Source organism: Amycolatopsis sp. DSM 110486 (genome assembly GCF_019468465.1).
GTDB lineage: Bacteria > Actinomycetota > Actinomycetes > Mycobacteriales > Pseudonocardiaceae > Amycolatopsis.
The window spans coordinates 5,808,972-5,834,611 of the sequence record NZ_CP080519.1 but is presented as its reverse complement, the minus strand read 5'-3'; the positions used below and the strand labels follow the sequence as shown (position 1 = coordinate 5,834,611).

27 protein-coding genes are annotated in these 25,640 nt (G+C 70.6%); 3 read left to right on the top strand and 24 right to left on the bottom strand.

Annotated features, from left to right (window positions below; all coding sequences use genetic code 11):
• Nucleotides 1–13: 13 nt before the first annotated feature.
• A complete protein-coding gene (locus tag K1T34_RS28335) occupies nucleotides 14–1,666 on the bottom strand; it encodes a glutamate--tRNA ligase (RefSeq protein ID WP_220237819.1) in 1,653 nt (550 codons plus the stop codon).
• A gap of 306 nt (nucleotides 1,667–1,972) precedes the next feature.
• On the opposite strand from K1T34_RS28335, the gene K1T34_RS28330 reads away from it, so the two are divergent.
• On the top strand, nucleotides 1,973–2,620 hold the full coding sequence (locus K1T34_RS28330; RefSeq protein ID WP_220237818.1) for a PadR family transcriptional regulator: 648 nt from the start codon (nucleotides 1,973–1,975) through the stop codon (nucleotides 2,618–2,620).
• On the opposite strand, the gene K1T34_RS28325 is transcribed toward K1T34_RS28330, so the two are convergent.
• Nucleotides 2,563–3,393 (bottom strand): class I SAM-dependent methyltransferase, encoded by an 831-nt coding sequence (locus K1T34_RS28325; RefSeq protein WP_220237817.1) that lies wholly within the window; start codon nucleotides 3,391–3,393, stop codon nucleotides 2,563–2,565. The two genes, K1T34_RS28330 and K1T34_RS28325, sit on opposite strands and share 58 nt — an antisense overlap.
• A gap of 108 nt (nucleotides 3,394–3,501) precedes the next feature.
• Here K1T34_RS28325 and K1T34_RS28320 point away from each other — a divergent pair, with 108 nt between their 5' ends.
• Nucleotides 3,502–4,344 carry a VOC family protein gene (locus tag K1T34_RS28320; RefSeq protein WP_220237816.1) on the top strand — a complete coding sequence of 281 codons (843 nt, stop codon included), beginning with the start codon at nucleotides 3,502–3,504 and terminating at the stop codon, nucleotides 4,342–4,344.
• A 3-nt stretch (nucleotides 4,345–4,347) separates the two neighbouring features.
• On the opposite strand, the gene K1T34_RS28315 is transcribed toward K1T34_RS28320, so the two are convergent.
• From K1T34_RS28315 to rpsB, 6 genes are all read right to left on the bottom strand, one after another.
• Nucleotides 4,348–5,709 carry a DHA2 family efflux MFS transporter permease subunit gene (locus K1T34_RS28315; protein WP_220237815.1) on the bottom strand — a complete coding sequence of 454 codons (1,362 nt, stop codon included), beginning with the start codon at nucleotides 5,707–5,709 and terminating at the stop codon, nucleotides 4,348–4,350.
• Between the two features lie 116 nt (nucleotides 5,710–5,825).
• Nucleotides 5,826–6,761 (bottom strand): phosphatidate cytidylyltransferase, encoded by a 936-nt coding sequence (locus K1T34_RS28310; RefSeq protein ID WP_220237814.1) that lies wholly within the window; start codon nucleotides 6,759–6,761, stop codon nucleotides 5,826–5,828.
• Entirely contained in the window at nucleotides 6,761–7,318 is a 558-nt protein-coding gene (gene frr, locus K1T34_RS28305; protein ID WP_220237813.1) for a ribosome recycling factor, read from the bottom strand. The genes K1T34_RS28310 and frr overlap by 1 nt, the downstream gene beginning before the upstream one ends.
• A 49-nt stretch (nucleotides 7,319–7,367) precedes the next feature.
• On the bottom strand, nucleotides 7,368–8,111 hold the full coding sequence (pyrH, locus tag K1T34_RS28300) for a UMP kinase (RefSeq protein ID WP_220237812.1): 744 nt from the start codon (nucleotides 8,109–8,111) through the stop codon (nucleotides 7,368–7,370).
• Nucleotides 8,112–8,244: 133 nt separating this feature from the next.
• Nucleotides 8,245–9,060 carry a translation elongation factor Ts gene (tsf, locus tag K1T34_RS28295; protein ID WP_220237811.1) on the bottom strand — a complete coding sequence of 272 codons (816 nt, stop codon included), beginning with the start codon at nucleotides 9,058–9,060 and terminating at the stop codon, nucleotides 8,245–8,247.
• Nucleotides 9,061–9,142: 82 nt separating this feature from the next.
• Nucleotides 9,143–10,051 carry a 30S ribosomal protein S2 gene (gene rpsB, locus K1T34_RS28290; RefSeq protein ID WP_220237810.1) on the bottom strand — a complete coding sequence of 303 codons (909 nt, stop codon included), beginning with the start codon at nucleotides 10,049–10,051 and terminating at the stop codon, nucleotides 9,143–9,145.
• Nucleotides 10,052–10,732: 681 nt separating this feature from the next.
• Between rpsB and K1T34_RS28285 the strand changes: the two genes are divergently transcribed.
• Nucleotides 10,733–11,305 carry a murein hydrolase activator EnvC gene (locus K1T34_RS28285; RefSeq protein ID WP_220237809.1) on the top strand — a complete coding sequence of 191 codons (573 nt, stop codon included), beginning with the start codon at nucleotides 10,733–10,735 and terminating at the stop codon, nucleotides 11,303–11,305.
• A gap of 12 nt (nucleotides 11,306–11,317) precedes the next feature.
• On the opposite strand, the gene K1T34_RS28280 is transcribed toward K1T34_RS28285, so the two are convergent.
• From K1T34_RS28280 to ffh, 16 genes are all read right to left on the bottom strand, one after another.
• A complete protein-coding gene (locus K1T34_RS28280; protein WP_220237808.1) occupies nucleotides 11,318–12,166 on the bottom strand; it encodes a FliA/WhiG family RNA polymerase sigma factor in 849 nt (282 codons plus the stop codon).
• A gap of 109 nt (nucleotides 12,167–12,275) precedes the next feature.
• Nucleotides 12,276–13,289 carry a tyrosine recombinase XerC gene (locus tag K1T34_RS28275; protein ID WP_220247462.1) on the bottom strand — a complete coding sequence of 338 codons (1,014 nt, stop codon included), beginning with the start codon at nucleotides 13,287–13,289 and terminating at the stop codon, nucleotides 12,276–12,278.
• A 385-nt stretch (nucleotides 13,290–13,674) separates the two neighbouring features.
• Complete coding sequence (gene dprA / locus K1T34_RS28270) at nucleotides 13,675–14,856, bottom strand: DNA-processing protein DprA (protein WP_220237807.1); 1,182 nt, start codon at nucleotides 14,854–14,856, stop codon at nucleotides 13,675–13,677.
• 142 nt (nucleotides 14,857–14,998) lie between these two features.
• Nucleotides 14,999–16,510: a YifB family Mg chelatase-like AAA ATPase gene (locus K1T34_RS28265; RefSeq protein WP_220237806.1), complete on the bottom strand. Its 1,512-nt coding sequence runs from the start codon at nucleotides 16,508–16,510 to the stop codon at nucleotides 14,999–15,001.
• Complete coding sequence (locus K1T34_RS28260) at nucleotides 16,510–16,890, bottom strand: YraN family protein (RefSeq protein WP_220237805.1); 381 nt, start codon at nucleotides 16,888–16,890, stop codon at nucleotides 16,510–16,512. Before K1T34_RS28260 ends, K1T34_RS28265 begins: the two co-directional genes overlap by 1 nt.
• A gap of 251 nt (nucleotides 16,891–17,141) precedes the next feature.
• Nucleotides 17,142–17,465 (bottom strand): DUF2469 domain-containing protein, encoded by a 324-nt coding sequence (locus K1T34_RS28255; RefSeq protein ID WP_003096226.1) that lies wholly within the window; start codon nucleotides 17,463–17,465, stop codon nucleotides 17,142–17,144.
• On the bottom strand, nucleotides 17,462–18,340 hold the full coding sequence (locus tag K1T34_RS28250; RefSeq protein ID WP_255637648.1) for a ribonuclease HII: 879 nt from the start codon (nucleotides 18,338–18,340) through the stop codon (nucleotides 17,462–17,464). The genes K1T34_RS28255 and K1T34_RS28250 overlap by 4 nt, the downstream gene beginning before the upstream one ends.
• A gap of 25 nt (nucleotides 18,341–18,365) precedes the next feature.
• A complete protein-coding gene (gene lepB / locus K1T34_RS28245; RefSeq protein ID WP_220237804.1) occupies nucleotides 18,366–19,277 on the bottom strand; it encodes a signal peptidase I in 912 nt (303 codons plus the stop codon).
• A gap of 31 nt (nucleotides 19,278–19,308) precedes the next feature.
• A complete protein-coding gene (gene rplS / locus K1T34_RS28240; protein WP_220237803.1) occupies nucleotides 19,309–19,677 on the bottom strand; it encodes a 50S ribosomal protein L19 in 369 nt (122 codons plus the stop codon).
• A gap of 168 nt (nucleotides 19,678–19,845) precedes the next feature.
• Nucleotides 19,846–20,592, bottom strand: a complete 747-nt coding sequence (gene trmD / locus K1T34_RS28235) for a tRNA (guanosine(37)-N1)-methyltransferase TrmD (protein WP_220237802.1) — start codon at nucleotides 20,590–20,592, stop codon at nucleotides 19,846–19,848.
• Between the two features lie 36 nt (nucleotides 20,593–20,628).
• Nucleotides 20,629–21,144 carry a ribosome maturation factor RimM gene (gene rimM / locus K1T34_RS28230; protein WP_220237801.1) on the bottom strand — a complete coding sequence of 172 codons (516 nt, stop codon included), beginning with the start codon at nucleotides 21,142–21,144 and terminating at the stop codon, nucleotides 20,629–20,631.
• 26 nt (nucleotides 21,145–21,170) lie between these two features.
• Complete coding sequence (locus tag K1T34_RS28225) at nucleotides 21,171–21,410, bottom strand: RNA-binding protein (protein ID WP_003103110.1); 240 nt, start codon at nucleotides 21,408–21,410, stop codon at nucleotides 21,171–21,173.
• Nucleotides 21,407–21,850, bottom strand: a complete 444-nt coding sequence (rpsP, locus tag K1T34_RS28220; RefSeq protein WP_220237800.1) for a 30S ribosomal protein S16 — start codon at nucleotides 21,848–21,850, stop codon at nucleotides 21,407–21,409. Before rpsP ends, K1T34_RS28225 begins: the two co-directional genes overlap by 4 nt.
• A 187-nt stretch (nucleotides 21,851–22,037) precedes the next feature.
• Entirely contained in the window at nucleotides 22,038–22,835 is a 798-nt protein-coding gene (locus K1T34_RS28215) for a CPBP family intramembrane glutamic endopeptidase (protein WP_220237799.1), read from the bottom strand.
• A 95-nt stretch (nucleotides 22,836–22,930) separates the two neighbouring features.
• On the bottom strand, nucleotides 22,931–24,004 hold the full coding sequence (locus tag K1T34_RS28210) for an amidohydrolase family protein (RefSeq protein ID WP_220247460.1): 1,074 nt from the start codon (nucleotides 24,002–24,004) through the stop codon (nucleotides 22,931–22,933).
• A gap of 11 nt (nucleotides 24,005–24,015) precedes the next feature.
• Nucleotides 24,016–25,560, bottom strand: a complete 1,545-nt coding sequence (gene ffh, locus K1T34_RS28205) for a signal recognition particle protein (protein WP_220237798.1) — start codon at nucleotides 25,558–25,560, stop codon at nucleotides 24,016–24,018.
• Nucleotides 25,561–25,640: the final 80 nt, after the last annotated feature.

Here is a 25,640-nt window from a genome sequence, read left to right as displayed (position 1 = left end):
GGACGGTCGCGGCTCACGCCGTCAGGGCTTCGAACCGCCGCAGGGTCTCGTCGCGGCCCAGCGCCTGCGTGATCGAGTGCAGGTCCGGGCTGCGGGTTGAGCCGGTGATCGCGATGCGGATGATCTGCGAGGCCTCGCGGATCGAGCCCGGGAACGCGTCGGGGTTCTTCTTGAGTTCCTTGGCGTTCTTGGCGAAACCGTGCTTCGCCGCGACGTCGCGGATCTGCTGGAACCACTCCTGGCCGTCGTCGAGCTGTGTGTAGTTCGCGACGAAGTCCGACGCCACCGCGCGCACGACGTCCGGCGCCACGCCCAGTGCGGCGATGCGCTCGTCGTCCGGGCCGGTCACGGGCGCGTGCAGCTGCGGGAAGAAGAACCCGTAGACCGCGCGGAACTCGCTCCACTTCTTGAGGTCCTTGCGCGGGTTCTCGGCGCCTTCGCGCTCGACGGCCAGCGCGCGCAGCGCCTGCTCCTCCGACGACTCGAGCACCGACAGCAGCTCCGGGTCGAAGCGCTGCGCCCACGTGCGCACGGCGGCGAGTATCTCCGCGCCGGACATCGTGGCGATGTGGTCGGCGGAGATGTCGTCGAGCTTCACGAGGTCCACGAGCGGTCCCGCGACGCCCATCTCGTCGAGGTTGACCGGCTCGTCCAGCGCCTGGGCCAGCGGCAGCTCGGCGAGGCGGCCGTTGGCCAGCCCGCGCAGGTAGTACAGGACGGCCTCGACCGGGTAGCCGGCCTCGATGTAGAAGTCGACCGACGCCTCGGGGTCCTTGCGCTTGGACAGCTTGCGCTTGCTGCCGCCCTCCTGCTTCATCAGCGGGGCGATGTGGGCGTAGGTGATCGGCTCGAAGCCGAGCGCGTCGAACAGCTGCTGATGCACCGGCACGGACGAGATCCACTCGTCGCCGCGGATGACGAGGTTCACGCGCATGAGGTGGTCGTCCACGGCGTGCGCGAAGTGGTAGGTCGGCAGCCGGGGGCTCTGGTCGGAGCTCTTGAGGATCACCACGTCGTTGCGGTTGGCCTCGGCCTCGATCGTGCCGCGGATGGCGTCGGTGAAGCGCACGCGCACGCCGGTGTCGTCGGGCGCGCGGAAGCGCACTACCCACGGCTCGCCGGCGTCGAGCTTCGCCTGCACGTCGGCCGGGTCGGCGTCGCGCCAGATCGCCCAGGAGCCGTAGTAGCCGGTGGGCAGCTTCGTGGCCTGCTGGCGCGCGGTGATGGACGCGAGCTCGTCCTTGGTCGCGAAGTCGATGTACGCGCGGCCTTCGCGCAGCAGCTGCCGCACGAAGGTCAGGTAGATCTGCTCGCGGCCCGACTGCTGGTACGGGCCGTAGTCGCCGCCGCGCAACGTGTCTTCGTCGGCCTGCAGGCCGAAGTAGGTGAAGCCGCGCTCGAACTGCTCCAGCGCGCCCTCGACCTCGCGCGACTGGTCGGTGTCCTCGACGCGCACCAGGTAGCGGCCGCCGGAGCGGCGGGCGACGTCCTGGTCGATCGTGGCCACGTAGATGCCGCCGATGTGCACGAACCCGGTGGGCGACGGGCCGAACCGGGTCACCTTCGCACCGTCGGGCAGCTGCCGCGCCGGGTAGCGCTGCTCCCAGTGCTCCGGCTCGGGCAGGTCCGCGGGGAACAAGGCGTCGATGACCACTCGGTCCAGCATGGGGGGTCGGGTCTCCCAGGTCGTCTCAGGTCTGTCGTTACGGGGCGTCTTCCTACTCCTTCGAGTATCTCCGACCACCGCAAACGCGCCTCGCGCAGGTCCCCGACAGTCGTTAGGTTGCATCGCGACCGTTTCCGATATATCGTGAACCAGTCGCAACCGATCAGCGCGAGCGCGCCGGCGTCTCGATCAGGCGGTGCGATCGGCCCCCGGCCGTTCCGACCGCCTGATCGAGACGCCGGCTCCAAGGCGATCTCGCACGCCTCGGCGGAGCCGAGGCCATCAACACAGCAAAGGAACATCGACATGAGGCACCCTCACCCCGGTGCGCGAGACGCGCACCAACACGGAGAACACGGTCGTCCCGCTTTCGGCCCCTTCGGCCGCGAGTTCGGCGACTTCGGATTCGGCCCCGGCGGCCCGATGGGTCGCGGCCGGCGTGGCCACGGTCCCGGCGGACGGCGAGGCCACGGCGGCCCGCGTCGCGGCCGGCGCGGTGACGTCCGCGCGGCGATCCTGACCCTGCTCGCGGAGCAGCCGCGGCACGGCTACGAGATCATCCGCGAGATCGGCGAGCGCAGTGGCGGCTTCTGGAAGCCCAGCCCCGGCTCGATCTACCCGACGCTGCAGATGCTGGCCGACGAAGGCCTGGTCGTGAGCAAGGACGAGAACGGCAAGAAGCTGTTCGAGCTCACCGACGAGGGCCGCGCGGCCGCGGAGCAGCAGACCGGCACCCCGCCGTGGGAGCACTTCACCGAGGACGTCGACCCCGTCGAGGTCGACCTTCGCAAGGCAGGCGCCACGCTCGCGGCGGCGGTCGTGCAGGTGATGCGCGCCGGCAGCCCGAGCCAGCAGGCTCGGGTGGTCGACGTGCTCAACGAGGCCCGGCGCTCGGTCTACTCGATCCTCGGCGAGGTCGAGGAAACCGACGAGTCGCCGGAAGAAGCCGAGTGACCCGGCAGGACGAGGCCGGTGGGCTTGACCCGCGTGTGCACGCGGTAGCCCACCGGCAGCGTCACCCCGGCCCCGTCGGCCGTGCTGACCGTGCGTTTGTGCACGTCGGCCACGGCCCGCGCGGCGACCTGCGCGCTGAACTCGATCTTCAGCACTGACTCCATGGCGGCGTGGTCAGCGAACAACCAGCGCGTCGCCACGCGCCGGAGGCTGAAGCCCTCGCCTTCGAAAAACTTCTCGATCTCTACGGGGTCGTAGTGCGGGATGTCCGCCCGAAGCCAGCCGCCGTAGGGCTCGCTCGTCGCGTCGAGGTCCACGATCAGGATCGACCCGCCGGGCCGCAGCACGCGTTCCGCTTCACGCAGCCCCGGCTCGCAGCCGGGGCCGAAGAAGTACGCCGTGCGCGCGTGGACCACGTCGACGCTCGCGTCGTCGACCGGCAACCGCTGCGCGCGGCCTTCGCGCACTGACACGTTCGGCAGTTCCCGCACGCGCTTCGCCGCGTCGCGCGCCAGCGGTGCGTACGGCTCGACGCCGAGCACCGAGCGCGCGTCGCGGGCGAAGCGCGGCAAGTGGAATCCGTCACCACAACCGAGGTCGAGAACGTCGCGGCCGGTCCAGTCGCACTCCTCGCACAGGACGCGCCAGATCTCGCCGTCGACGTCCTGCGCGCGGTTCTCCACCTCGTAAGCCTGCTGGTAGTACCAGATGTTGGGGCTCGGCAAGACCTCCGTCGCGCGGGACAGGCGCGAGGAGCGGGAGAAGAGACGCACGAACTCCTCCAACGTCGGCGGCCGCGGCCCGGTTCCGGGTTCCGGGGCTCATGGCGAAAAAATCACCGGCACCGCATAGACTTTCGCACTCACCGTGAGGAGGCCGCGATGACCGTCGGTTCGGCCAGTTCAAGTCCGATTCCGGCCGGCCTCCCGTGCTGGATCGAGGTCGCCTGCCGCGACGAAGCGGTGTCGCAACAGTTCTACACGGGCTTGTTCGGCTGGCAGTACGACGTGCGCCGCGACCCCGCGGCGCCCACCGGCCGCTACTGGATCTCGTCGCTCGCCGGCGAGCCGACGGGCGGTCTCTACCAAGCCGGGGCGCAGAGCGAGCCCGGCTGGACGCTGCACGTCTCCGTGCCGCACACCGCGAGTGCGGCCGAGTGGGTGGAGCACCTCGGCGGCCAGGTGACGCTGGGACCGGTCGCGATCCCCGATCGCGGCAACATCCTGCACGCGATCGACGCGGCGGGCGCACCCGTGGTCTTCTGGGAGGCGCCGCAGGACTGGCGGTTCATGACCGGCATCCCCAACACCTTCAGCGGCGCCGACCTCAACGCGCACGACGGCCCGGCGGCCGATCACTTCTACACCAAGCTCTTCAACTACGCGAGCCACCAGATCGGCGACGGCGAGAGCGTCGACTACGCGGAATACCTCATCGAGCACACGCCCGTGCTCTACCGCTACGTGATGGGCCCGGAGTACAGCCGCGACACTCCCCCGCACTGGCTCGTCTACTTCGAGGTCGACCCGGCGCGCGGCTGCGACGCGACGGCGGGGCAGGCGCTGATGCTCGGCGGGGACGTGGTGATCCAGCCCTACGACACGCCCTTCGGCCGCATGGCGATCCTCGCCGACCCGGACGGCGCGGTGTTCGCGGTGATCGACCACTCGCGCACGCTCGACGACGTCGGCCGCGCCGAGGTCGACGACCCTTACGACGACTGATCTTCACGACGACTGAGCCTTACGACGACCGAGCCTTAGCAACCCCGTCAGCGCCGCGATCGCGGCGTAACCCCCGGCGACGATCCACATCGCCGTGCCCGGCAGCAGCCCGCCGACGAGCGCGACACCCACCGCGCCACCGGTCTGGCGCGCCGCGTTGAGCACGCCCGCGGCGATGCCTGCCTTGCCGGGCAACGCGTTCATGGCCAGCGACGTCATCGCGGGCATCGCGAGCGAGCAGAACCCGAAGACCAACGAGAACACCACCAGCAGCACCGGCGAGCGCTCGTCCGGCAGCACCGCCATCCCCGCCGCGCCGACCAGTGCCGTGAGGCTGCCGACGACGATCGGCGGGCGTGAGCCGAACCGGTGCGTGAGCCGGCCGCTGACGAACGCGTTGAGCCCCACCGCGAGTGTGAGCGGCACGAGGGCGAGCCCGGCGACGAGCGCGCTCAGGTGCCACACGCGTTGCAGGAACAGGGCGAGGCAGAACAGTGTGCCGTAGAGGCAGAAGTTGAACAGGCCGCCGATCGCCGTCGCCACGGCGAAGGCCCGTACGCGCAGCACGCCCAAGGGCAGCACGGGCGCAGCGATCGCCTTTTCCGCGACCACGAACGCGATCCCGGCCACGACGCCGGCACCGACGAGGACCAGCGTGGTCGCGTCCGCCCAGCCCGCGTGGCCGGCCTCGATGAGCCCGGCGACCACGCACGCCAGCGCGGCCGTGCCGAGGACCTGCCCGACGCCGTCGATGCGGGTTTGCCGGCGCGGCGTGGTTTCGGTGACGTACCGGCGGGTCAGCGCGATCGCGATCAACCCGACGGGGACGTTCACCGCGAAGACGAGCCGCCAGTCGGCCAGCCCGACCGCGAGGCCGCCGAGCATCGGCCCCGCCGCGAGCCCGACGCCACTCATGCCGCCCCACACGCCCAACGCGCGGGCCCGGGCGCCGACCTCGGGGAACTGGTGCACGATCAACGCCAGCGACGACGGCAGCAGCGCCGCCGCGCCGGCCCCCTGCACCGCGCGGGCGGCGACGAGCCACGGCAGGGAATCCGCTGCGGCACAAGCGATCGAGGCGAGGACGAACACCGCGACGCCGATCTCGAAGACGCGCCGCGAGCCCCACCGGTCCCCCGCCTCGCCCCACGTGAGCAGGAACGCAGCGAGCGCGACGGTGTAGGAGTCGACCACCCACTGCAGCGCGGCCGTCGACCGTTGGCCGAACTCGGCGCCGATGGCGGGCAGCGCGAGGTTCACGATGGTCGCGTCGAGCGTGATCATCACGAACCCGAGGCACACGGCGGCGAGCGCGAGCCGGGCCGGGGAACGTTCGCGGGTCGAAGCTGGGGTCGAGGCGGTCATGACCTCGAGTGAAACGCGCCGACGCTTCGGTGGTCCACGAACCGTTCGCTACCCCTGGGAGGCCGAAGCTCCCAGCGCAGGTCCGCGGGTCGGGTCGATCAGGCGGGTCAGGCGCGTCACGCGGGGACGAACGCCGACAGCAGCAACCAGGAGACGACGGCCGAGGGCAGCAGCGAGTCGAGGCGGTCCATGATGCCGCCGTGGCCCGGCAGGAGCGTGCCCATGTCCTTGATGCCGAGGTCGCGCTTGATCAGCGACTCGACGAGGTCGCCGAGCGTCGCGGTGAGCACGATGGCCGCGCCGAAGACCGCGCCCTGCCAGGTGTGGCCGTGGAGCATGAGGCTGATCGTGAGGATGCCGGCGACGATGCCGGCGACCATCGACCCGGCGAAGCCCTCCCAGGACTTCTTCGGGCTGATCGTCGGTGCCATCGGGTGCTTGCCGCCGAGCACGCCGGCGATGTAGCCGCCGGTGTCGGAGGCGACCACGGCGATGAGGAACGTGAGGACCCGGCCGACACCGTCCTCGGGCGGCACGAGCATCGCGGCGAACGCGCCGAACAGCGGCAGGTACGCGCTCGCGAACACCGACGCCGAGATGTCGCGCAGGTAGCCGTCGGCGCCGCCGGGCAGCCGCCAGAGCAGGCAGGCGAGCACCGTGATGACGAACGCCGTGAGCGCGCCCGCGCGGCCGAACGGCCAGGCCAGCCAGATCATCGCCTGGCCGCCGACGAGCACGGGGATCATCGCGACCTTGATGTTCGCGACGCGCTTGAGCACGCCGGCGAACTCGAAGGTGCCGACCCCGATCGCGATCGCGATGACCCCGATGAAAATGAAGCGGACGGTGAGCAGGGAAACGATGATGGCCGCGCCGAGCAGCACACCCACGCCGATGGCCGCGGGCAGGTTTCGCCCGGCCCGGGAGTCCTTCTTGGCCGGCTCCGGCTGCGCAGCGGGTTCCGGCTGTCCACCCGGTTCGGGCTTGTCAGCCGGCTCTGGCTGCGGGGTGTGCTCCACCCGCTCTTCTCGTTCCTCGCTCACCTGGCTCATCAGACCTCGAGCAGCTCGGCTTCCTTGTGCTTCACCAGCTCGTCGACCTGGTGCACATAGGTGTCGGTGAGGTTCTGCAGCTCCTTCTCGGCGCGCGCGACCTCGTCCTCACCCGCTTCGCCGTCCTTGGCGATCCGGTCGAGCTCTTCCTTCGACTTGCGGCGGATGCTGCGGATCGAGACGCGGGCGTCCTCGCCCTTGCTCTTCGCGACCTTCACCATCTCCTTGCGCCGCTCTTCGGTGAGCTGCGGGATGACGATGCGGATCACGTTGCCGTCGTTGCTCGGGTTCACGCCGAGCTCGGACTCGCGGATGGCCTTCTCGATGGCACCGAGCTGCGTCTGGTCGTAGGGCTTGATCAGCGCCATGCGCGCCTCGGGCACGTTGACACTCGCCAGCTGGTTGAGCGGGGTCATCGCGCCGTAGTACTCGACGACGATGCGCGAGAACATCGACGGGGTGGCCCGGCCGGTCCGCACCGACGTCAGGTCGTCCTTCGCGACGGACACCGCTTTTTCCATCTTCTCCTCGGCGTCGAGGAGGGTCTCGTCGATCACGGCTACTCCCGGTGTTGTGATTGTCGAACCTGTGCTGATCCCAGCAGGTCTAGGCCGACGCCCCGTCGGCGGGGGTGTTGACCAGCGTCCCAATCCTCTCACCACTCACCGCACGGGCGATGTTCCCCTCGGTGAGCAGGTTGAAGACGATGATCGGCATGTTGTTGTCCATGCAGAGGCTGAACGCGGTGGCGTCGGCGACCTTGAGGCCGCGCTCGAGCACCTCGCGGTGGCTGATCTCGTGGAACATCGTGGCGCTCGGGTCGGTCTTCGGGTCGGCGGTGTAGACACCGTCCACGGCTTTGGCCATGAGCACGGCTTCGCAGCCGAGCTCCAGCGCGCGCTGCGCGGCGGCGGTGTCGGTGGAGAAGTACGGCATGCCGACCCCGGCGCCGAAGATGACCACGCGGCCCTTCTCCAGGTGCCGCTCGGCGCGGCGCGGGATGTACGGCTCGGCGACCTGGCCCATCGTGATGGCGGTCTGCACGCGCGTGGGCAGGCCTTCCTTCTCCAGGAAGTCCTGCAGGGCCAGGCAGTTCATCACGGTGCCCAGCATGGCCATGTAGTCGGCGCGGTCACGGTCCATCCCTCGCTGGGACAGCTCCGCGCCGCGGAAATAGTTACCCCCGCCGATCACCACCGCCACCTGCACGCCGGTGCGCGCGACCGCGGCAATCTGGCGCGCAACGGAGTGGACGACGTCGGGGTCGACCCCGATCGAGCCGCCACCGAACATCTCGCCGCCCAGTTTCAGCAGCACCCTTCGGTAGCCACCGTCGACCCGGTCACCCATTTGTGTGTCGCCTCCCGTGTTCACTCGCCGCGGACCCCTTCGTGAGGGAGCGTCCTCGGCCGGACCCGACTGTGCCCCGTCCCCGCACCGCGGAGACGGGGCACAGTCGCAGAACTTAGACCCAGTACCTCGCTCAGGCCTGGCCGACCTCGAACCGGGCGAACCGGGTCACGGTCACGCCGGCCTCGTCGAGCAGAGCCTTCACGGTCTTCTTGTTGTCCTTGACCGACGGCTGGTCGAGCAGCACGTTGTCCTTGTAGTACGCGGTGACCTTGCCCTCGATGATCTTCGTGAGGGCCTGCTCCGGCTTGCCCTCTTCGCGGGCGGTCTGCTCGGCGATGCGGCGCTCGTTCTCGACGATCTCGGCCGGCACCTCCTCGCGGGTCAGGTACTTCGCGCGCAGCGCGGCGACCTGCATGGCGGCACCGCGGGCGGCGTCGGCGTCGTCACCGGTGAACTCGACGAGCACGCCCACGGCCGGCGGCAGGTCCGAGCCGCGGCGGTGCAGGTAGGTGGCGGTCTTGCCCTCGAACGCGACCACGCGGCGCAGCTCGAGCTTCTCGCCGATGCGGGCCGAGAGCTCCTGCACGGTTTCGATCACGGGCTTGCCGTCGAGGTCGGCGGCCTTGAGGGCCTCGACATCGCTGGTCTTGAGGGTCTTCGCGACCTCGACGATCTTCGCGGCGAGCTGCTGGAAGTCGTCGTTCTTGGCGACGAAGTCGGTCTCGGAGTCGAGCTCGATGAGCACGCCGCCTTCGCCGGTGACGAGGCCCTCGGCGGTGGCGCGCTCGGCGCGCTTGCCGACGTCCTTGGCACCCTTGATGCGCAGGAACTCGACAGCCTTCTCGAAGTCGCCTTCGTTCTCTTCGAGGGCCCTCTTGCAGTCCATCATGCCGGCGCCGGTCATCTCGCGCAGGCGCTTCACGTCAGCGGCGGTGTAGTTCGCCATCGTGTTGAATCCGTCCGTTTCAGGTACGTGTGAGGTGATCAGCGCCCGGGCGGCCCTGCGCGGGCCGCCCGGACACGGTGGATCAGGAGTTGGCCGGGGCCTGCTCGGTCACGGCTTCGGGGGTCGCCTCGGTGGCGGCCTCGGTAGCGGCCTCGGTGGCCGCCTCCGTCGCGGCAGCCGCCTCGGTGGCGTCCGCGGCAGCGGTCTCCGAGCCGGCGAGCAGCTCCTTCTCCCACTCGGCCAGCGGCTCGTCCGACGCCACGCCCGGCTCCGGCTTCGCGTCGGCCGACGCGCCACCTCGGCTCGAACGGGCCATCAGCCCGGCGGCGGCGGCCTCGGCCACCACCTTGGTGAGCAGCGCGGCCGAGCGGATCGCGTCGTCGTTGCCCGGGATCGGGTAGTCGACCTCGTCCGGGTCGCAGTTGGTGTCGAGGATCGCGACGACCGGGATGTTCAGCTTGCGAGCCTCGCCGACGGCGATGTGCTCCTTCTTCGTGTCGACGATCCACACCGCGCTCGGCACCTTGGCCATGTCGCGGATACCGCCGAGGGTCTTCTCGAGCTTGTCCTTCTCACGGGTGAGCGTGAGGATCTCGCGCTTGGTGAGACCCGCGAAGCCGCCGGTCTGCTCCTGAGCCTCGAGCTCCTTGAGGCGCAGGAGGCGCTTGTGCACGGTCTGGAAGTTGGTCAGCATGCCGCCGAGCCAGCGCTGGTTCACGTAGGGCATGCCCACGCGCGCGGCCTCGTTGGCGATGGCTTCCTGAGCCTGCTTCTTCGTGCCGACGAACATGATCGTGCCGCCGTGCGCGACGGTTTCCTTGATGAACTCGAACGCACGGTCGATGTACGTCAGCGTCTGCTGCAGGTCGATGATGTAGATGCCATTGCGCTCGGTGAAGATGTAGCGCTTCATCTTCGGGTTCCACCGACGCGTCTGGTGCCCGAAGTGCACGCCGCTGTCGAGCAGCTGCTTCATGGTGACGACGGCCATTGCCGGAATCACACCTTCTCTGTAGTCGCGCACCCCCGCGGTTCGCGCCCGCGGACGTGCTCGTTCGGTTTGTCGCTCGCGGCCGGGTGACCGCTCGCCCTGGTGCTCGTGCCGGCATCCGGACCCCGCGGTTCTCACTTCCGAGAACCCCAGGGACCGCCGGGCGCCGTGCGACTCCTCCGTCCGGACCTCCGCTGGTGTTTCAAGCGGAACCGGCCGGGGCTGCGCGCACGAGCACGCGAAGTCAGCCCAGCGAGTGGGCTGCGGGAAAGATTCTACCCCCTGCCACCAGGGGCGCCCCCACCGGCAGCGCTCCCGCCCGGCGGAGTTGTCCACAACTCGGGCCACCTGTGGACAACTCGCCTTGTTGGCAGGGTGCCGGTCAGGGGGTGCCTCATGATCGAACCCGTGACGACGACCTCGTGTTCCTCGATGCGTTCCTTGATGCCGCGGCCAGGCTTTGCACTGGGGCGTGGCGGTTTGCGGCCGGTGCGTGTTCTGCGTGCTTCGGGCGTTGGCGCTTCTGCTGCGTTCGACGCTCCGGGTGTTCTGGCCGCTTCAGGCGGCCAGCGGTCTTCGGTTGCGCTGGGTGCTCTGCGGATGCCTTGGGTCTCCCGATCCGCTCCACCTGAGCAGTCTCCTCAGCGGGGACGACATCGGCGCCCTGCCCCACGGTTGTGGATGCGCTGGCTCGAGGTGCTGCGCCGGGCCGTGGCGCGGACCCGGTACGTGATGGCCGCCGCGCTGGTGCTGCTCACCGTGTTGCCCGGCGCGTGGGCCGGACGGGCACTCGCGGACGTCCCACCTTCGCCGAATGTCGGCGCGCAAGCGGGACGGTTGGCCTGGCCGCTCACGCCCCGGCCGAAAGTCACCCGGTTCTTCGAACCACCCGCCACGGTCTACGGGCCCGGCCACCGCGGCGTCGATCTGGAAGCCGCTGCGGGACAACAGGTTCTCGCGGCCGACATGGGCGTCGTGATCTTCGCGGGCGAGGTCGGGGGCCACGGCGTCGTCGCGGTGGACCACGACGGTGGCCTCCACACGACCTACCTGCCGCTCACCCCGGCCGTGGCCACCGGAGACCAGGTGTACCGCGGCCAGCCGCTGGGGACCGTGGCCGCCGGGCACCCCGGCTGTCCCACCGCCACGTGCCTGCACTGGGGCGCCCGCAAAGGAGAGGAGTACGTCGATCCGCTGGCCCTCGTCGGCACGCCGGGCCGAGTCCGCCTGAAACCCTGGGCCGACCCGCACTGACCGGGCGCGCGCTCAGGTGCTCGGCTGCTCCGTGAGCTTCGCGCGCAGCCGCATCACGGCGCGGGTGTGGAGCTGGCTCACGCGGGACTCCGTGACGCCCAGGACCTTGCCGATCTCGGCGAGCGTGAGGCTTTCGAAGTAGTAGAGGCTGACCACGATCTTGTCGCGCTCGGTCAGCTGGGCGATGGCCTCCGCGAGCTGGCGGCGGTTGTCCTGGTCGACGAGGACGGCGACGGGGTCGACGGCGCCGTCGTCGGGGATCGTGTCGACGAGCGAGCCGCTGTCCTTGCCGGCCGCGACGAGGTCCTCCAGCGCGACGACGCTGGTGAGCTGGAGCTGGCCGTAGAAGTCGCGCAGGTCGTCGAGGCCGATGTTGAGCTCGGTGGCCAGCTCGGCGTCGGTGGGGGTGCGGTGCAGGCGCGCGCCGAGGCGCTCGAGGGCGCGCTCGGCCTCCTTCGCCTTGCTGCGCACGGCGCGGGGCACCCAGTCCTGGGAGCGCAGATCGTCGAGGATCGCGCCTCGGATGCGCTGCATCGCGTAGGTCTCGAACCGCAGCCCGCGCGCGGGCTCGAACTTCTCGATCGCGTCGACGAGGCCGAAGATGCCGGACTGCACGAGATCGCCCACGTCGACGTGCGTCGGCAGGCCCGTGCCCACGCGGCCGGCGACGTACTTCACCAGGGGCGCGTAGTGCAGCACCAGCCGGTCGCGCGACATCTGGTCCGGCTTGTCGGCGAACTGCTGCCACAAAGCTTGGATGCCCGCGTCGACGTCATGACCGGGGCGCCCGTCCTCGCTGACGGCGCCCTCGCCTCCGGCAGTGCTCACCCCGGCGTCCGTGACTTGCGGCGTGGAGGTCATTGCACGGTCGTTCTCGGCATGCGGCTCAGTATGGTCTCCGTGCTCGTGCGGATGCGCGTGCGCCGGTGGTTCGGCCCCGGGTTTTCCGGCCGAGCCGCCACCGGCCTCGTCAGGCCCGTGGGTGTGCTCGGTCATGGATCGCCTTCAGCCGATCGACGGTCACGTGAGTGTAGAGCTGGGTCGTGGCAAGCGTAGCGTGACCGAGCAGTTCCTGAACGCTCCTGAGATCGGCACCTCCTTCCAGCAGATGGGTAGCGGCCGAGTGACGTAGTCCGTGTGGCCCCATGTCCAGTGCTCCGGGTACCGCGGCCACTGCCTCGTGCACCACGCGCCGCGCCGCGCGCGGATCGAGCCGGCTGCCGCGAACCCCCAGGAAGAGGGCCTGTTCCGACTTCGGGCCGGCCAGTTCCGGGCGCCCCGCGTCGAGCCACGCGGTGAGTGCTTCGGCCGCCGGAACGCCGAACGGCACCGTCCGTTCCTTGTCCCCTTTCCCGATCACCGAGACGACACGCCGCCCGAAATCGACCGCGCCGACGTCCAGACCACACAACTCAGACACCCGGATGCCACTCGCGTACAGCAGTTCGACGAGCGCACGGTCACGCAGTGCAACCGGATCCCGCTGCTCGGCTCCCATCGCGGCCGCCTGCATCAGCTCGTCCGCCTGATCGGCCCGCAGCACGCCCGGCAATGTCCGGTGCGCCCGCGGCGCCGCGAGCCGGCCGCCCGGGTCCGCCTTCAGCCCGCCCTGCCTGTGTGCCCACGCGGTGAACGTCCGCGCCGCCGCCGCCCGCCGCGCCAAGGTCGTTCGACCCGCCCCGTCGGACCGCTGCCCGGCAAGCCACGCGCGCAGCAGCCCGATGTCGAGATCGGCGAGCCCGCGGCTGTCGTCCTCCGCCGCGGTCAGGAACCCCAGCAACGACACCACGTCGCCCACATACGCCCGCACCGTGTGCGGCGACAGCCCGCGCTCCAGCGTCAGATGCCGTTCGTACTCGGCCACCACCGCGCGCTCCGGCCCGGGCAACCCCTCGCGCACCGCCCGCAGATCCGGCCGCTGCGCGCCTTTCCGGTGCCCCGAGACACGCGGGACCGCGTCCCGGCGGGCGCTCGCTGACGACATGGCGATCACGCTGCGCGAACCACCGCCCGAGGTCAAGCATCGCCACGCCGTTTTCCTCTGTGCCGCATGCACATTCCGGGGCCACGTGGGTTGTGCGCCATCCGGCCGAGCGCCACGGTCGTCGCCGTTCACCGAGGTGCGAGCGGGTGGTGGGGCGCCGGCGGGTGCCGCACCACGCGACCGAACAGCCTGTCCGGCGCCGATCACGGTCCTGCGGACCTGCACGGATACCGTGCGGGCGTGCGGCCAAGCGCGGCGGCGTCCGGCGCCATCCGGCGGCGAGCGGTCAGGGGCCACCTACGAAATTCGGTGCCGTTCGCTGCAGATCGATCCGTGGCCACCCGTAACCGCCCTCCGTGCGGCCGAGCGCGACGACAAGCGCCGTTCACTTTGGTGCCGCGCGGACGATGCGGCGCCACCCGGTGTCGCCGCGGACGGCGAAGCCGTCGATTTCCAGCTCGGGCAACAGGGCGCGCACACGGTCGACCGGGACGCCCGATTCGGTGGCGACCTGATCGGCCGAGCGGCCGGCGCGGGGTACGAGTGCTTCGTAGACGCGGAGGGCTTCGGGGGCGAGGACGTCGGTGGGGCGGCGCGGCCGGGGGTTTTCCGGTTCGGCGGCGGGGCCGAACCGGCCGACGGTGTCGACGACCTCGTCGACGGAGGTGACGAGGGTGGCCTTGCAGTCGCGGATGAGGGCGTGGCAGCCGGCGGAGTTGCCGGACTGGACGGGGCCCGGCAGTGCCATCACGACTTTGCCGAGGGCACCCGCGGTGGTGGCGGTGTTGCGCGCGCCGCTGCGAATGCCGGCTTCGATGACGACGGTGCCGTCGGTGAGACCGGCGATGAGGCGATTGCGGACGAGGAAGCGGTGGCGCGCGGGAGGGGTGCCGGGGGCGTACTCGCTGACGACGGCGCCGCCGTTGTCGGCTATGCGCCTCAGCAGGTCGACGTGGCCGGCCGGGTAGCCGATGTCGACGGCGCAGCCCAACACCGCGACCGTGACGCCCCCTGCGCCGAGGGCACCGCGGTGGGCGGCGCCGTCGATGCCGAGGGCCGCGCCGGAGAAGACCGGGACGTCGCGGGTCGCAAGGCCGTGGCCGAACTCGGCGGAGTTGTGTTCTCCGTAGTTCGTCGCGAGGCGCGCTCCGACGACGGCGACCGCGCGGTCGGCTGCCTTCGCGAGGTTCGCGCCGCCGCGGACCCAGAGGGCGAGCGGGGCGGCGACGTTCTCGACTCCGCGGCCGCTCGCGACCGCCAGCGAGAGCAACGGCCACGCCGGCCACTCGTGGTCCTCGGGCACGACCAGACGGGCTCGGGTTTTCGCGGCCGTCTCCAGATCTTGCTCGGCCAGGTCGACATCGCGTCGGGCCGCGGTTTCGCGACGGACCTTGTCGGGACAATCGCCGCTGCGGACGCGGGCCGCGGCCTCGACCGGGCCGCGCTCCCCCACGAACGCGACCAACGCCGGCGCCGGCGGCTCGGCGACGCGCAGCAGGTAGGCGCGGGCGAGGCGTTCTTCATCGGTGGCGGTGGCGACCGGCTGTTCGGTGGGCAGGGCCGTCATGCCGCACCTCTCAGTCTCACGAGCGACAGCGGGCGCGGCACGAGAATGGCGCGGACGCGGGCGCGATCGCGTTCGGGCGGGTTGTGGGGATTCGGAACGAGACGCAGGTGGCGTTTCACGGCGGATTCCTTTCGGGGGCGGGTCATGCGGCGGTCCTTTCTCGGAAGTCGAGCGCGGCGGCGACGTGGTCGGGGGTCGGGTGGGGCGTGGCGGACAGGTCGGCGAGCGTCCAGGCGATGCGAAGGCAACGGTCGGCACCGCGGGCCGTGAGGAGGCCGCGGTCGAGGGCGCGGTCGAGCAGGGCGGTGGTGGGCGACGGCAACACGAACTCGCGGCGGAGGGCGGGGCCGGGGACGTCGGAGTTGGCGCGCCAGCCGTGCGTGCGCCAGCGGTGGGCCGCACGGTCGCGGGCGGCCAGGACGCGGGCGCGGACCGCCTCGGACGATTCGGGCTCCGCGGACTGGTGAGCGGAGATGGCGGTCAGCGGACGCAGGCGCACGCGGAGGTCGACGCGGTCCAGCAGCGGCCCTGAGATCCGCCCGAGGTAACGGCGGCGGACGATCGGCGAGCAGATGCAGTCGGTCTCACGCGGCGGCGCGCAGGGGCACGGGTTGGTGGCCAGGATGAGCTGGAAGCGGGCCGGGTAGCGGACGGAGCCTTTCACCCGCGAAATGCGGACCTCGCCTTCTTCGAGGACGGTGCGTAGAGAATCCAAACGCTGTGCGCCGAACTCACATACCTCGTCGAGGAAAAGAACTCCTCGGTGAGCACGGCTGATCGCGCCGGGGCTCGCGATCCCGCTGCCACCACCTACCAGTGCCGCAACGGTGATCGAGTGGTGCGGTGCCACGAACGGCGGGACGGTCACCAGCGGCGAAGCCTTCGACAGGGAGCCGTCGATGGAGTGGATGGCTGTGACCTGCAGTGATTCCTCCTTGGATAATGGCGGCAACAGACCCGGCATTCGCTTGGCGAGCATGGTCTTGCCGACACCCGGAGGACCGGTCAGCAACAGTTGATGCCCACCCGCCGCGGCGACTTCCAGCGCCCAACGGGCCTCTGGTTGGCCGACCACATCGGCAAGGTCCGGTACAGGGGCCGCTTCTGCCGCCACCGCTTCGGGGCTCGACTCGAGTTCGCCCTCACCCTTAAGCCAGGCGACCAGGTCAGATAGGCGCGACGCACCGGCGATCTCGAGGTCGTCGACGAGCGCAGCTTCGTAGAGCGACTCCATCGGGACGACAGCGCGCTCGTACCCCGCTGCCCGCGCAGCCAGCAGTCCGGGCAGGACACCGCGGACTGGGCGGATCCGACCGTCGAGCGCCAGCTCGCCCAACAGGATCGTGCGCAAGAGCTTTGTGGCCGGTACAGCGCCGTTGGCAGCAAGCACCGCGGCGGCTATCCCCAGGTCGTAGCCAGAGCCCACCTTCGGCAAGTTCGCGGGCGACAACCCGAGTGTGACTTTGCCGTCGGGCCAGGGCTGGCCCGAGTTGCGGATGGCCGAGCGCACACGATCCTTCGCCTCACGCAGCCCGGCATCGGGCAGTCCGACCAGGGTCACCCGGCTGAGCCCGCCGCCCAGGTCGGCCTCGATCTCGATCACCCGGCCTTCGATCCCCAGCAGTGCTACCGACCAAGCCTTCGCGATGGGCATCAGAAGGCTCCCGCGATGTGGTGGACCTGTGGGTGGGCCCCGGCGGGGGCGAAGACGGTCACGACGTCGTAGCGGGTGCGGCACCAGCCGACGCGGTGGGCGCGCAGCCAGCGTTGGGCGGCGCGGTGGACGCGGGTGATCTTTTCGGCCGTCACGGATTCCGCGGGGGAGCCGTAGGCGTTGGTGGCGCGGGTTTTGACCTCGCAGAAGACGACCTTGTCGCCGTCGGCCAGTACGAGGTCGAGTTCGCCTTCGCGGCAGAGCCAGTTGCGGCTGAGCACCACCAGGCCCGCGTTCTGCAGGTGCCGGGCCGCCAGGTCTTCGCCCCAGCGGCCGAACGCGCGGCGCCACTGGGCGCCCGGGTCCGGGCCGTCGTTCATCGCTCCCCCTCGGCCGCGCCGTCGCCGGGCCTTTGCCGGCTGTCACGATGCGTGTGCGATCAACCGTCGCAGAGTGACGAGGGAAGGCGCCACCATCGAAAAGCCGGGCTGTGGACAACTGGGGGGGTTGTGGATAACCGTGGCAAGCCTGACGGCAGGTGGCGTGAAAATGTCGGTGCCCGGTGCTAGCGCCGGGAACGCAAAACGGCCACCCGGGCGAACCCGGGTGGCCGGTGAAACCGAGAGGGACCTCAGCCCGAGAAGGGGCCGTCCTCAGGGAGGCGCAGGTCGGGTTTGTCGAGTTCCTCCACGTTGACATCCTTGAACGTGATGACGCGGACGTGCTTCACGAAGCGGGCCGGGCGGTACATGTCCCAGACCCACGCGTCCGACATGCGGACCTCGAAGTACACCTCGCCGCCGCCGTCGCGTACCTGTACGTCGACTGCGTTGGCCAGGTAGAACCGCCGCTCGGTCTCCACCACGTACGAGAACTGGCCGACGATGTCGCGGTACTCGCGGTACAGCGAGAGCTCCATCTCGGTCTCGTACTTCTCGAGATCCTCTGCGCTCATGAAATCCGCGCCCCTCCTCGCGTTCGTCTTGCTGCTCCGGCGGCGGAGCGTTCATTCTTACCCACCGAGCGGGCCAGGGCACGGACCGGCGCGCTCGGGTTTTCCCGAGAACCATTCTCCTCCGCGGCGGCTTCCGAAGCCGCGTTCTCCAGAGCAGCGTAGGTGAGCACGACCGGATGCGGTGGGGTGAGTCCGTGTGCGAGGGCCGCGGTGGCCACATTCGTGTAGGACCAGCGGTGCGCGGGGCTCGGGCCGTGCTCGGTGAGAGCCCGCAGGTGGTCGGCGGTGCTGTAGCCCTTGTGCACGTCGAAGCCGTAGTGCGGCAGCTCGCCGTGCAGGCCGGCCATGATGCGGTCACGCGTCACCTTCGCGAGCACCGACGCGGCGGCGATGCTGGCCACGCTGCGGTCGCCCTTGATGACCGCGACGTTGGGCGCCGGGATGCCCGGCACCGGGAAACCGTCGGTGAGCACATACCCCGGGTGGTCGCGCAGAGCGGCGACCGCGCGCCGCATCCCCTCCAGGTTCATCACCCGGATGCCAAGCAGGTCGACCTGTTCGGACGGGATCACGATCACCGCGTAGTCGAGGGCGCGCTTGAGGACCAGGTCGTAGACGCGGTCACGGGCCTTCGCGGTGAGCAGCTTCGAGTCGGTGAGCTCCGGCAGCCGCGCGCCGTCGCCGGGGCGCAGCACGCAGGAGGCCACCACCAGCGGGCCCGCGCACGCGCCAGCGCCGGCCTCGTCCACGCCGGCGACGGGGCCCAGGCCACGGCGTTCGAGAGCACCCTGCAGACCCCAGAACAGCTCGCCGCGCACGACGGCGCGCGGCGGCCGCAGGGGTTCGGCCGGGGTTCGGGGAGCGGGAACGGTCACTGCCAACCTTCTCGGGCGGGGCACCCTAACGGCGCGCCTTGCGCAGGCCCGCCTTCACTCGCCGGCCGACGAACAGCGTGGGCACGGCCGCGGCGAACCCGACGCCGAGCGGCAAGCCCTCCTGCCACGCCGGGGCACCGAGGGCCACCGGCTGCGCGTTCGCCTGCGGATCGTGGTCCGAGACCCCGCCCCAGCGACCCGGCGGGAAGACGATGATCCGGGCCTTGCCGATCACGTCGCTCACGGGCACGGCGCCGTTGGCACCGCCCTGGCCCTGGTAACGCGAGTCGGCCGAGTTGTTGCGGTTGTCGCCCATCACCCACAAGGTGCCCTGCGGCACCTTGACCGGCGCGAACGAGTCCTGCATCGCGTGGTCGGGGTTCTCCCAGTGGATGTACGGCTCGTCGAGGGCCTTGCCGTCGACGATCACGCGGTTCTGCGGATCGCAGCACTGCACGGTCTGGCCGCCGACGGCGATCACGCGCTTCACGAAGTCGCGCTCGTCCGGCGGGGCGAAGCCCACCAGCGAGCCGAGACCCCGCAGGCCGCGGACGATGACGTTGGTGGATTCCTGCGGCGCGATCTCGTTCTCAGTCCACGCGGGCGGACCCTTGAACACGACCACGTCGCCCGGCGAGGGATCCGTGAAGTCGTAGGTGACGCGGTCGACCAGAATCCGGTCGCCCGTGCAGCCGGGGCAGCCGTGAAGCGTGGCCTCCATGGACCCCGAGGGGATCATGAAGACCTTCGCCAGGAAGGCCTGGATCAGGATCGTGAGCACCAGGGCGATCACGATCAGGATCGGCAGTTCCTTCCAGAACGACCGCTTCTTCTGAGGCTTGCCCCGCCGGTGGGAGCCCCGACGCTCCTCGGAACGAGAGTCCTCCGAGCCGTCGGGGTCATCCTCAGCGGCGTTCTGGGGCACGGGGTCGACCACGTCGCCAGGCTACCGGGTACCGCCTTGCCACTCAGGAGGCAGAGGTGGTCTCGCGGTTCTCGCGACGCTCCTTGATCTTCGCCTTCTTGCCACGCAGGTCGCGCAGGTAGTAGAGCTTCGCGCGCCGCACGTCGCCGCGCTTGAAGACCTCGACCTCGGCCAGGTTCGGCGAGTGCACCGGGAAGGTGCGCTCGACGCCCACGCCGAACGAAACCTTGCGCACGGTGAAGGTCTCGCGGACGCCGCCGCCCTGGCGGCGGATCACGACGCCCTGGAAGACCTGGTTGCGCTCGCGGTTGCCCTCGATGACGCGGACGTGGACCTTGAGCGTGTCGCCCGGGCGGAAGTCCGGGATGTCGGAACGCAGGGAGTGCGCGTCCAGCGCGTCCAGGGTGTTCATCGGTGGTCCGTCCTCGTCGATTCGTGTAACTCGGGTACTTCTCCCCGGGCGCGCAGCAATGCTGCTGCAACTACACCAGGGGCTGATGGCGGGCTCGTGAACGAGGCGGTCCACTCACGCCAACCTGTCGATTATGGCAGAGGCGCTGGTGCTCGCTTCGCACGGGGTCTAGCCGAGGTCCTCGCCGAGCCGGTCGAGTACCTCGTGATCTCGGCTGTTCAGACTACCCTCCGGCAACCGGGCCAGAAGATCCGGGCGCCGCAGGGCCGTGCGTTCCAGCGCCTGATCGCGCCGCCAGCGCTCCACGAGCGCGTGGTTCCCGGAGCGCAGGACGTCGGGCACCGCCAGGTCGCGCCACACTTCCGGGCGCGTGTAGCTGGGGCCTTCGAGCAGCCCGTCGGAGAACGAGTCCTCGGCCGCCGACCGCGCGTTGCCGAGCACGCCCGGCAGCAGCCGGACCACGGCCTCCACGATCACCAGCACCGCGGCCTCGCCGCCGACCAGCACGTAGTCGCCGATCGACACCTCGTCCACGGGCATGCGGCGCGCGGCGTCGTCGACCACGCGCTGGTCGATGCCCTCGTAGCGGCCGCACGCGAAGACCAGGTGCTTCTCCCTGGCGTACGCGTGGGCCAGCTCCTGGGTGAACGGCTTGCCCGCCGGCGTCGGGACCACGAGCCGGGTCTCCTGCCCGCAGACCTCGTCGAGCGCCGGGCCCCAGATCTGGGGCTTCATGACCATGCCGGGGCCGCCGCCGTACGGCGCGTCGTCGACCGCGCGGTGGACGTCATGGGTCCACTCGCGCAGGTCGTGCACGCCGATCTCGATGAGGCCGCGATCGATCGCCCGGCCCAGCAGCGCGGCGCGCAGAGGGTCGAGGTACTCGGGGAAGATCGTGACGACGTCGATGCGCACGCTCACCACCTCCGGTGCGAGGGGAACGGGATCACGTCAGTCCTCGTCCAGCAGGCCTTCGGGCGGGTCCAGCACCACGCGCCCGCCCGCGACGTCGACCGTCGGGACGATCGCGCGCACGAACGGCACGAGCACCTCACGGCCGTCGACGTCGAGCTCCAGCAGCTCCCCCGCCGGCGAGTGGACGACCTCGACGACCTTGCCCACGACCGTGCCGTCGGCCAGCTCGGCGCTGAGGCCGGCCAGCTCGTGGTCGTAGAACTCGTCGGGGTCGCCCGTCGGCGGGAGTGCGGCGGTGTCGATGAGCAGCAACGCGCCGCGCAGGGTCTCGGCGACGTCGCGCGTGGGGACCTGTTCGAAACGCACCAGCAGCCGCCCGCTGTGTTCGCGGGCGGCTGTGATGGTGAGATCCCTCTTGCTGCCGTCACGCAGCTGCGTCGTGACGACCGCACCGACGGCGAACCGCTGTCCGGGCGAGTCCGTGCGCACATCCACCGCGAGTTCCCCGCGGATGCCGTGCGCCTTGGCGATGCGGCCGACTACGACGTCCATCCTGACCGTCCGAGTTCCGCCGCGGGTCAGCGATCGGTGTCGACGACGTCCACACGGACGCCGCGGCCACCGATGCCGCCCATCACGGTGCGCAGAGCGGTCGCCGTGCGACCGCCCCGGCCGATCACCTTGCCGAGGTCGTCGGGGTGCACGTGCACCTCGAGCGTGCGGCCACGGCGAGTGGTCAGCAGCTCGACCCGGACCTCGTCCGGGTTGTCGACGATCCCGCGCACCAGGTGCTCGAGGGAGTCAGCGAGAAAACTCACTCGGACTTCTCGCCCTCAGCGGCTTCGGCCTTCTCGGCCTCGGCCTTCTTGGGAGCGGACTTCTTCTTCGGCGTGGTGGCCTCGGCGGAGGGCTCCTCGCCGGCCGCGGCCAGCGCCGCGTTGAACAGGTCCTGCTTGGACGGCTTCGGCTCGGCCACCTTCAGGGTGCCCTCGGCGCCCGGCAGGCCCTTGAACTTCTGCCAGTCACCGGTGATCTCGAGGATGCGCTGGACCGGCTCGGTCGGCAGGGCGCCGACGCCCAGCCAGTACTGGGCGCGGTCGGTGTCGACCTCGATCAGGCTCGGCTCTTCCTTCGGGTGGTACTTGCCGATCGTCTCGATGGCCTTGCCATCCCGGCGGGTGCGCGCGTCGGCGACGATGATGCGGTAGTACGGCGCACGGATCTTGCCGAGGCGCTGCAGCTTGATCTTGACGGCCACGGGTGTGGGTACTCCTCAGTGCTGGTGCAGGGTGGGCGCTCGTCGACCGCGTGGGGACACGATCACAGGCGCCCGAAACAGGAGCCCCCGAACGGCGAGAGGGTCCGGACGGAAGCGGGCAAGCGAACATTCTGCCAGATGGCTCGAAGTGCCTGCGCAGGGCCTCGGAACAGACCCGGAACGCACCTCAGAACGAGCTGACCCCGAGCGAGCCGAGCAGGATCGCGACCGAGGGCAGGAAGTTGTTCATCGAGTGCGCCACCACGCTGCCCGGCAGCCGGCCCGTGGCGAAGCGCGCGAGACCGATCGGCACGGCGATGACCAGCAGGAGCGTGGTCCGCAGTGGTTCGAGGTGGCTGGCGGCGAACACGGCCGTGGACAGCAGGAAAGCCGCCATGCGACCCCACCGTTCGCTGCGCCACTGCAGCCGCTCCACCGCTCCCCAGAGCAGGCCGCGGTAGATGATCTCCTCGCAGATCGGCCCGAGCAGCCAGAGGTAGACGAACGTCACGATAGCCGCGGACACCGACATCTTCCGGTCGTCCACCAGCGCGCTGATCGCCGACGTCGCGTCGGCCGAGCCCACGATCTCGGTCCACACCCAGGCGCTCAGCGACGTGAGCACCAGCCCGAGCAGGCCGAACTTGAGCCCGATCTTCACGTCGGACCAGCGCCACTCCAGGCGCAGATCGATCTTGGGTCCGTTGCCGCGCACGACCGTGGCCAGCAGCGCGACGCCCGCGGCGATCATCGCGGGCAGCATCGTGCCCAGCAGCACCGTGCGGATCGGCAGCGGCTGCCCGGCCGGCGGATCGCCGAGCAACGCGCTCACGAACGCGGCCGATGCGATGAGCACGGCCTCCACGAGCAGGAACGCCCCGAAGCCCCACCGGTGCGGCGGGAACTCGCGCGGGGCGCTCACCAGGTCCTCCGGACGGATCGGCGTGGCGCCCGGAATCGGTTCCCGGGGCTGGGAAGTGGTCACGCCCGCCCTCCGGTGATCGCTCGGCTCACCGGTCGAGCCTAACCGCCGAGGAGACTTCGCACAGTACTCGGGCGATCACCGGTGAAGGAGGTGTTTCAGCCGAAAACCGTGCCGCGCAGGACGATGTGCGACGGGTGGCGCAACACCGCGAGGTCCTCACGCGGGTCGGCCGGGTACACGATCAGGTCTGCCGGGGCGCCGTCGGAGATGCCGGGGCGGCCGAGCCACTCGCGGGCGGCCCACGACGCGCTCGCGAGCGCCTGCTCGCGCGTCATGCCGGCGCGGTGCAGCGCTTCGACCTCGTCGGCGATGAGGCCGTGGGCGACCATGCCGCCGGCGTCGGTGCCGGCGAACACGCGCACGCCCGCCTCGACGGCCGCGGACACCATGTCGGCGACGCCCGCGTGCAGGGCCCGCATGTGGGCCGCGTACGTGGGGTACTTCGTGGCCTGGTCGGCGATGCCGGGGAAGTTCTCGATGTTGATCAGCGTCGGCACGAGCGCCACGTCACGGCGAGCCAGCTCGCCCAGCTGGTCGGGGTTCAACGCGGTGCCGTGCTCCAGGCAGTCGATGCCCGCGTTGATCAGCCCCGGCAGGGCGGCTTCGCCGAAGACGTGGGCGGTCACGCGGGCGCCGAGGTCGTGCGCGACGCCGACGGCCTCGGCCAGCACGTCGTCGGGCCACAGCGGCGCGAGGTCACCCTCGCCGCGGTCGATCCAGTCGCCTACGAGCTTGACCCAGCCGTCGCCGTCACGCGCTTGTTCCGCGACGGCCTCGGGCAGCAGCGCCACGTCGTCCAGCTCGATGGCGAAGCCGGGGACGTAGCGCTTCGGCAGGGCCAGGTGACGGCCGCACCGGATGATCGTGGGCAGGTCGGCGCGCGCCTGCAGGGGCCGCACGTCGAGTGGCAGACCGCAGTCGCGGATCAGCAGCGTGCCGGCGTCGCGGTCGGTCACCGCCTGCTCGGCGGCGTCGGCGACCGGCACCGCCCCGCGCGGGCCGAGGCCCGGGTGGCAGTGGGCGTCGACGAGGCCGGGCACCAGGAACCCGCCGGTCGCCAGCGTTTCCGCGCCGGGCACGGGCTCGAACGAGATGCGCCCGTCGGTGATCCAGAGCTCACGCGGCGAGCCGTCGGGCAGGACGGTGCCTGAGACGTGCAGGGCGCTCAATTGTCCGGCGCTCAATTGTTCTTGGGGTCCTTCGGCAGCTTGAACTTCGTCGGGTCGAAGCCCGGCACGTCGTTCATGCCGCCGAGCTGCGACAGGTCGGGCATGCCACCACCGGTCGGCATGCCGCCAGGGGGCAGCATCGGCATGCCGCCGGGGAAGCCGCCGCGGACCTTGGGCTGCGTGGGGCCGCGCCCCTTGCCCTTCTTCCCCTTCTTGCCCTTGCGTGTCTTGCTGCCGCCACCGCCACCGAAGCCGAAGCGCCCGGCCATCTGGGCCATCATCTTGCGGGCTTCGAAGAAGCGGTTGACCAGGTCGTTGACCTCGCGGACGGAGACGCCCGAGCCGTTGGCGATGCGCAGCCGGCGCGAGCCGTTGATCATCTTCGGGTCGTCGCGCTCGGCCGGGGTCATGCCGCGGATGATCGCCTGCAGCTTGTCGAGGTGCTTGTCGTCGACCTGCGCCAGCTGGTCCTTCATCTGGCCCGCGCCCGGCAGCATGCCGAGCAGGTTGCCGATCGGGCCCATCTTGCGGACGGCGAGCATCTGCTCGAGGAAGTCCTCCAGCGTCAGCTGCCCGCTGGTCAGCTTCGCCGCGGCCTTCTCGGCCTGGTCCTGGTCGAAGTGCTGCTCGGCCTGCTCGATGAGCGTGAGCATGTCGCCCATCCCGAGGATGCGCGAGGCCATCCGGTCGGGGTGGAAGGTGTCGAAGTCCTCGAGCTTCTCGCCGTTGGAGGCGAAGAGGATCGGCTGGCCGGTGACCTCGCGCACGCTCAGCGCGGCACCACCGCGGGCGTCGCCGTCGAGCTTCGTGAGCACCACGCCGGTGAAGCCGACGCCGTCGCGGAACGCCTGGGCCGTATTCACGGCGTCCTGGCCGATCATCGCGTCGACGACGAACAGGATCTCGTCGGGCTGCACGGCGTCGCGGATGTCCGCGGCCTGCTTCATCAGCTCTTCGTCGACACCCAGGCGGCCCGCGGTGTCGACCACCACGATGTCGTGCTGCGCGTGCTTGGCCTCCGCGATGGCGCGGCGGGCGACGTCCACCGGGTCGCCGACGCCGTTGCCCGGCTCCGGCGCGAACGTGACCACTCCGGCGCGCTCGCCGACGACCTGCAGCTGCGTGACGGCGTTCGGGCGCTGGAGGTCACAGGCCACCAGCATCGGCGCGTGGCCCTGCTTCTTCAGCCACATCGCGAGCTTGCCGGCGAGCGTCGTCTTACCGGCACCCTGCAGACCCGCCAGCATGATCACCGACGGCGGGTTCTTCGCGAGGTTCAGCCGGCGCGTCTCGCCGCCGAGGATGCCCACGAGCTCCTCGTTGACGATCTTGATGACCTGCTGCGCGGGGTTGAGCGCCTGCGATACCTCGGCGCCCTTCGCCCGCTCCTTGATCCGGGCGATGAACTCCTTGACCACCGGCAGCGCGACGTCGGCTTCCAGCAGCGCGATGCGGATCTCGCGCGCGGTGGCGTCGATGTCGGCGTCGGACAGCCGGCCCTTGCGAGACAGCGTCTGCAGGGCGGCGGTGAGCCGATCGGAGAGGGTGTCGAACACGGGTGTGCACGCTCCAGCTGGGTCGTCGTTCGCGTACCGGGCATCGCTGGGCGACCCCGGCAACCTCCCAGGGTAGCGGT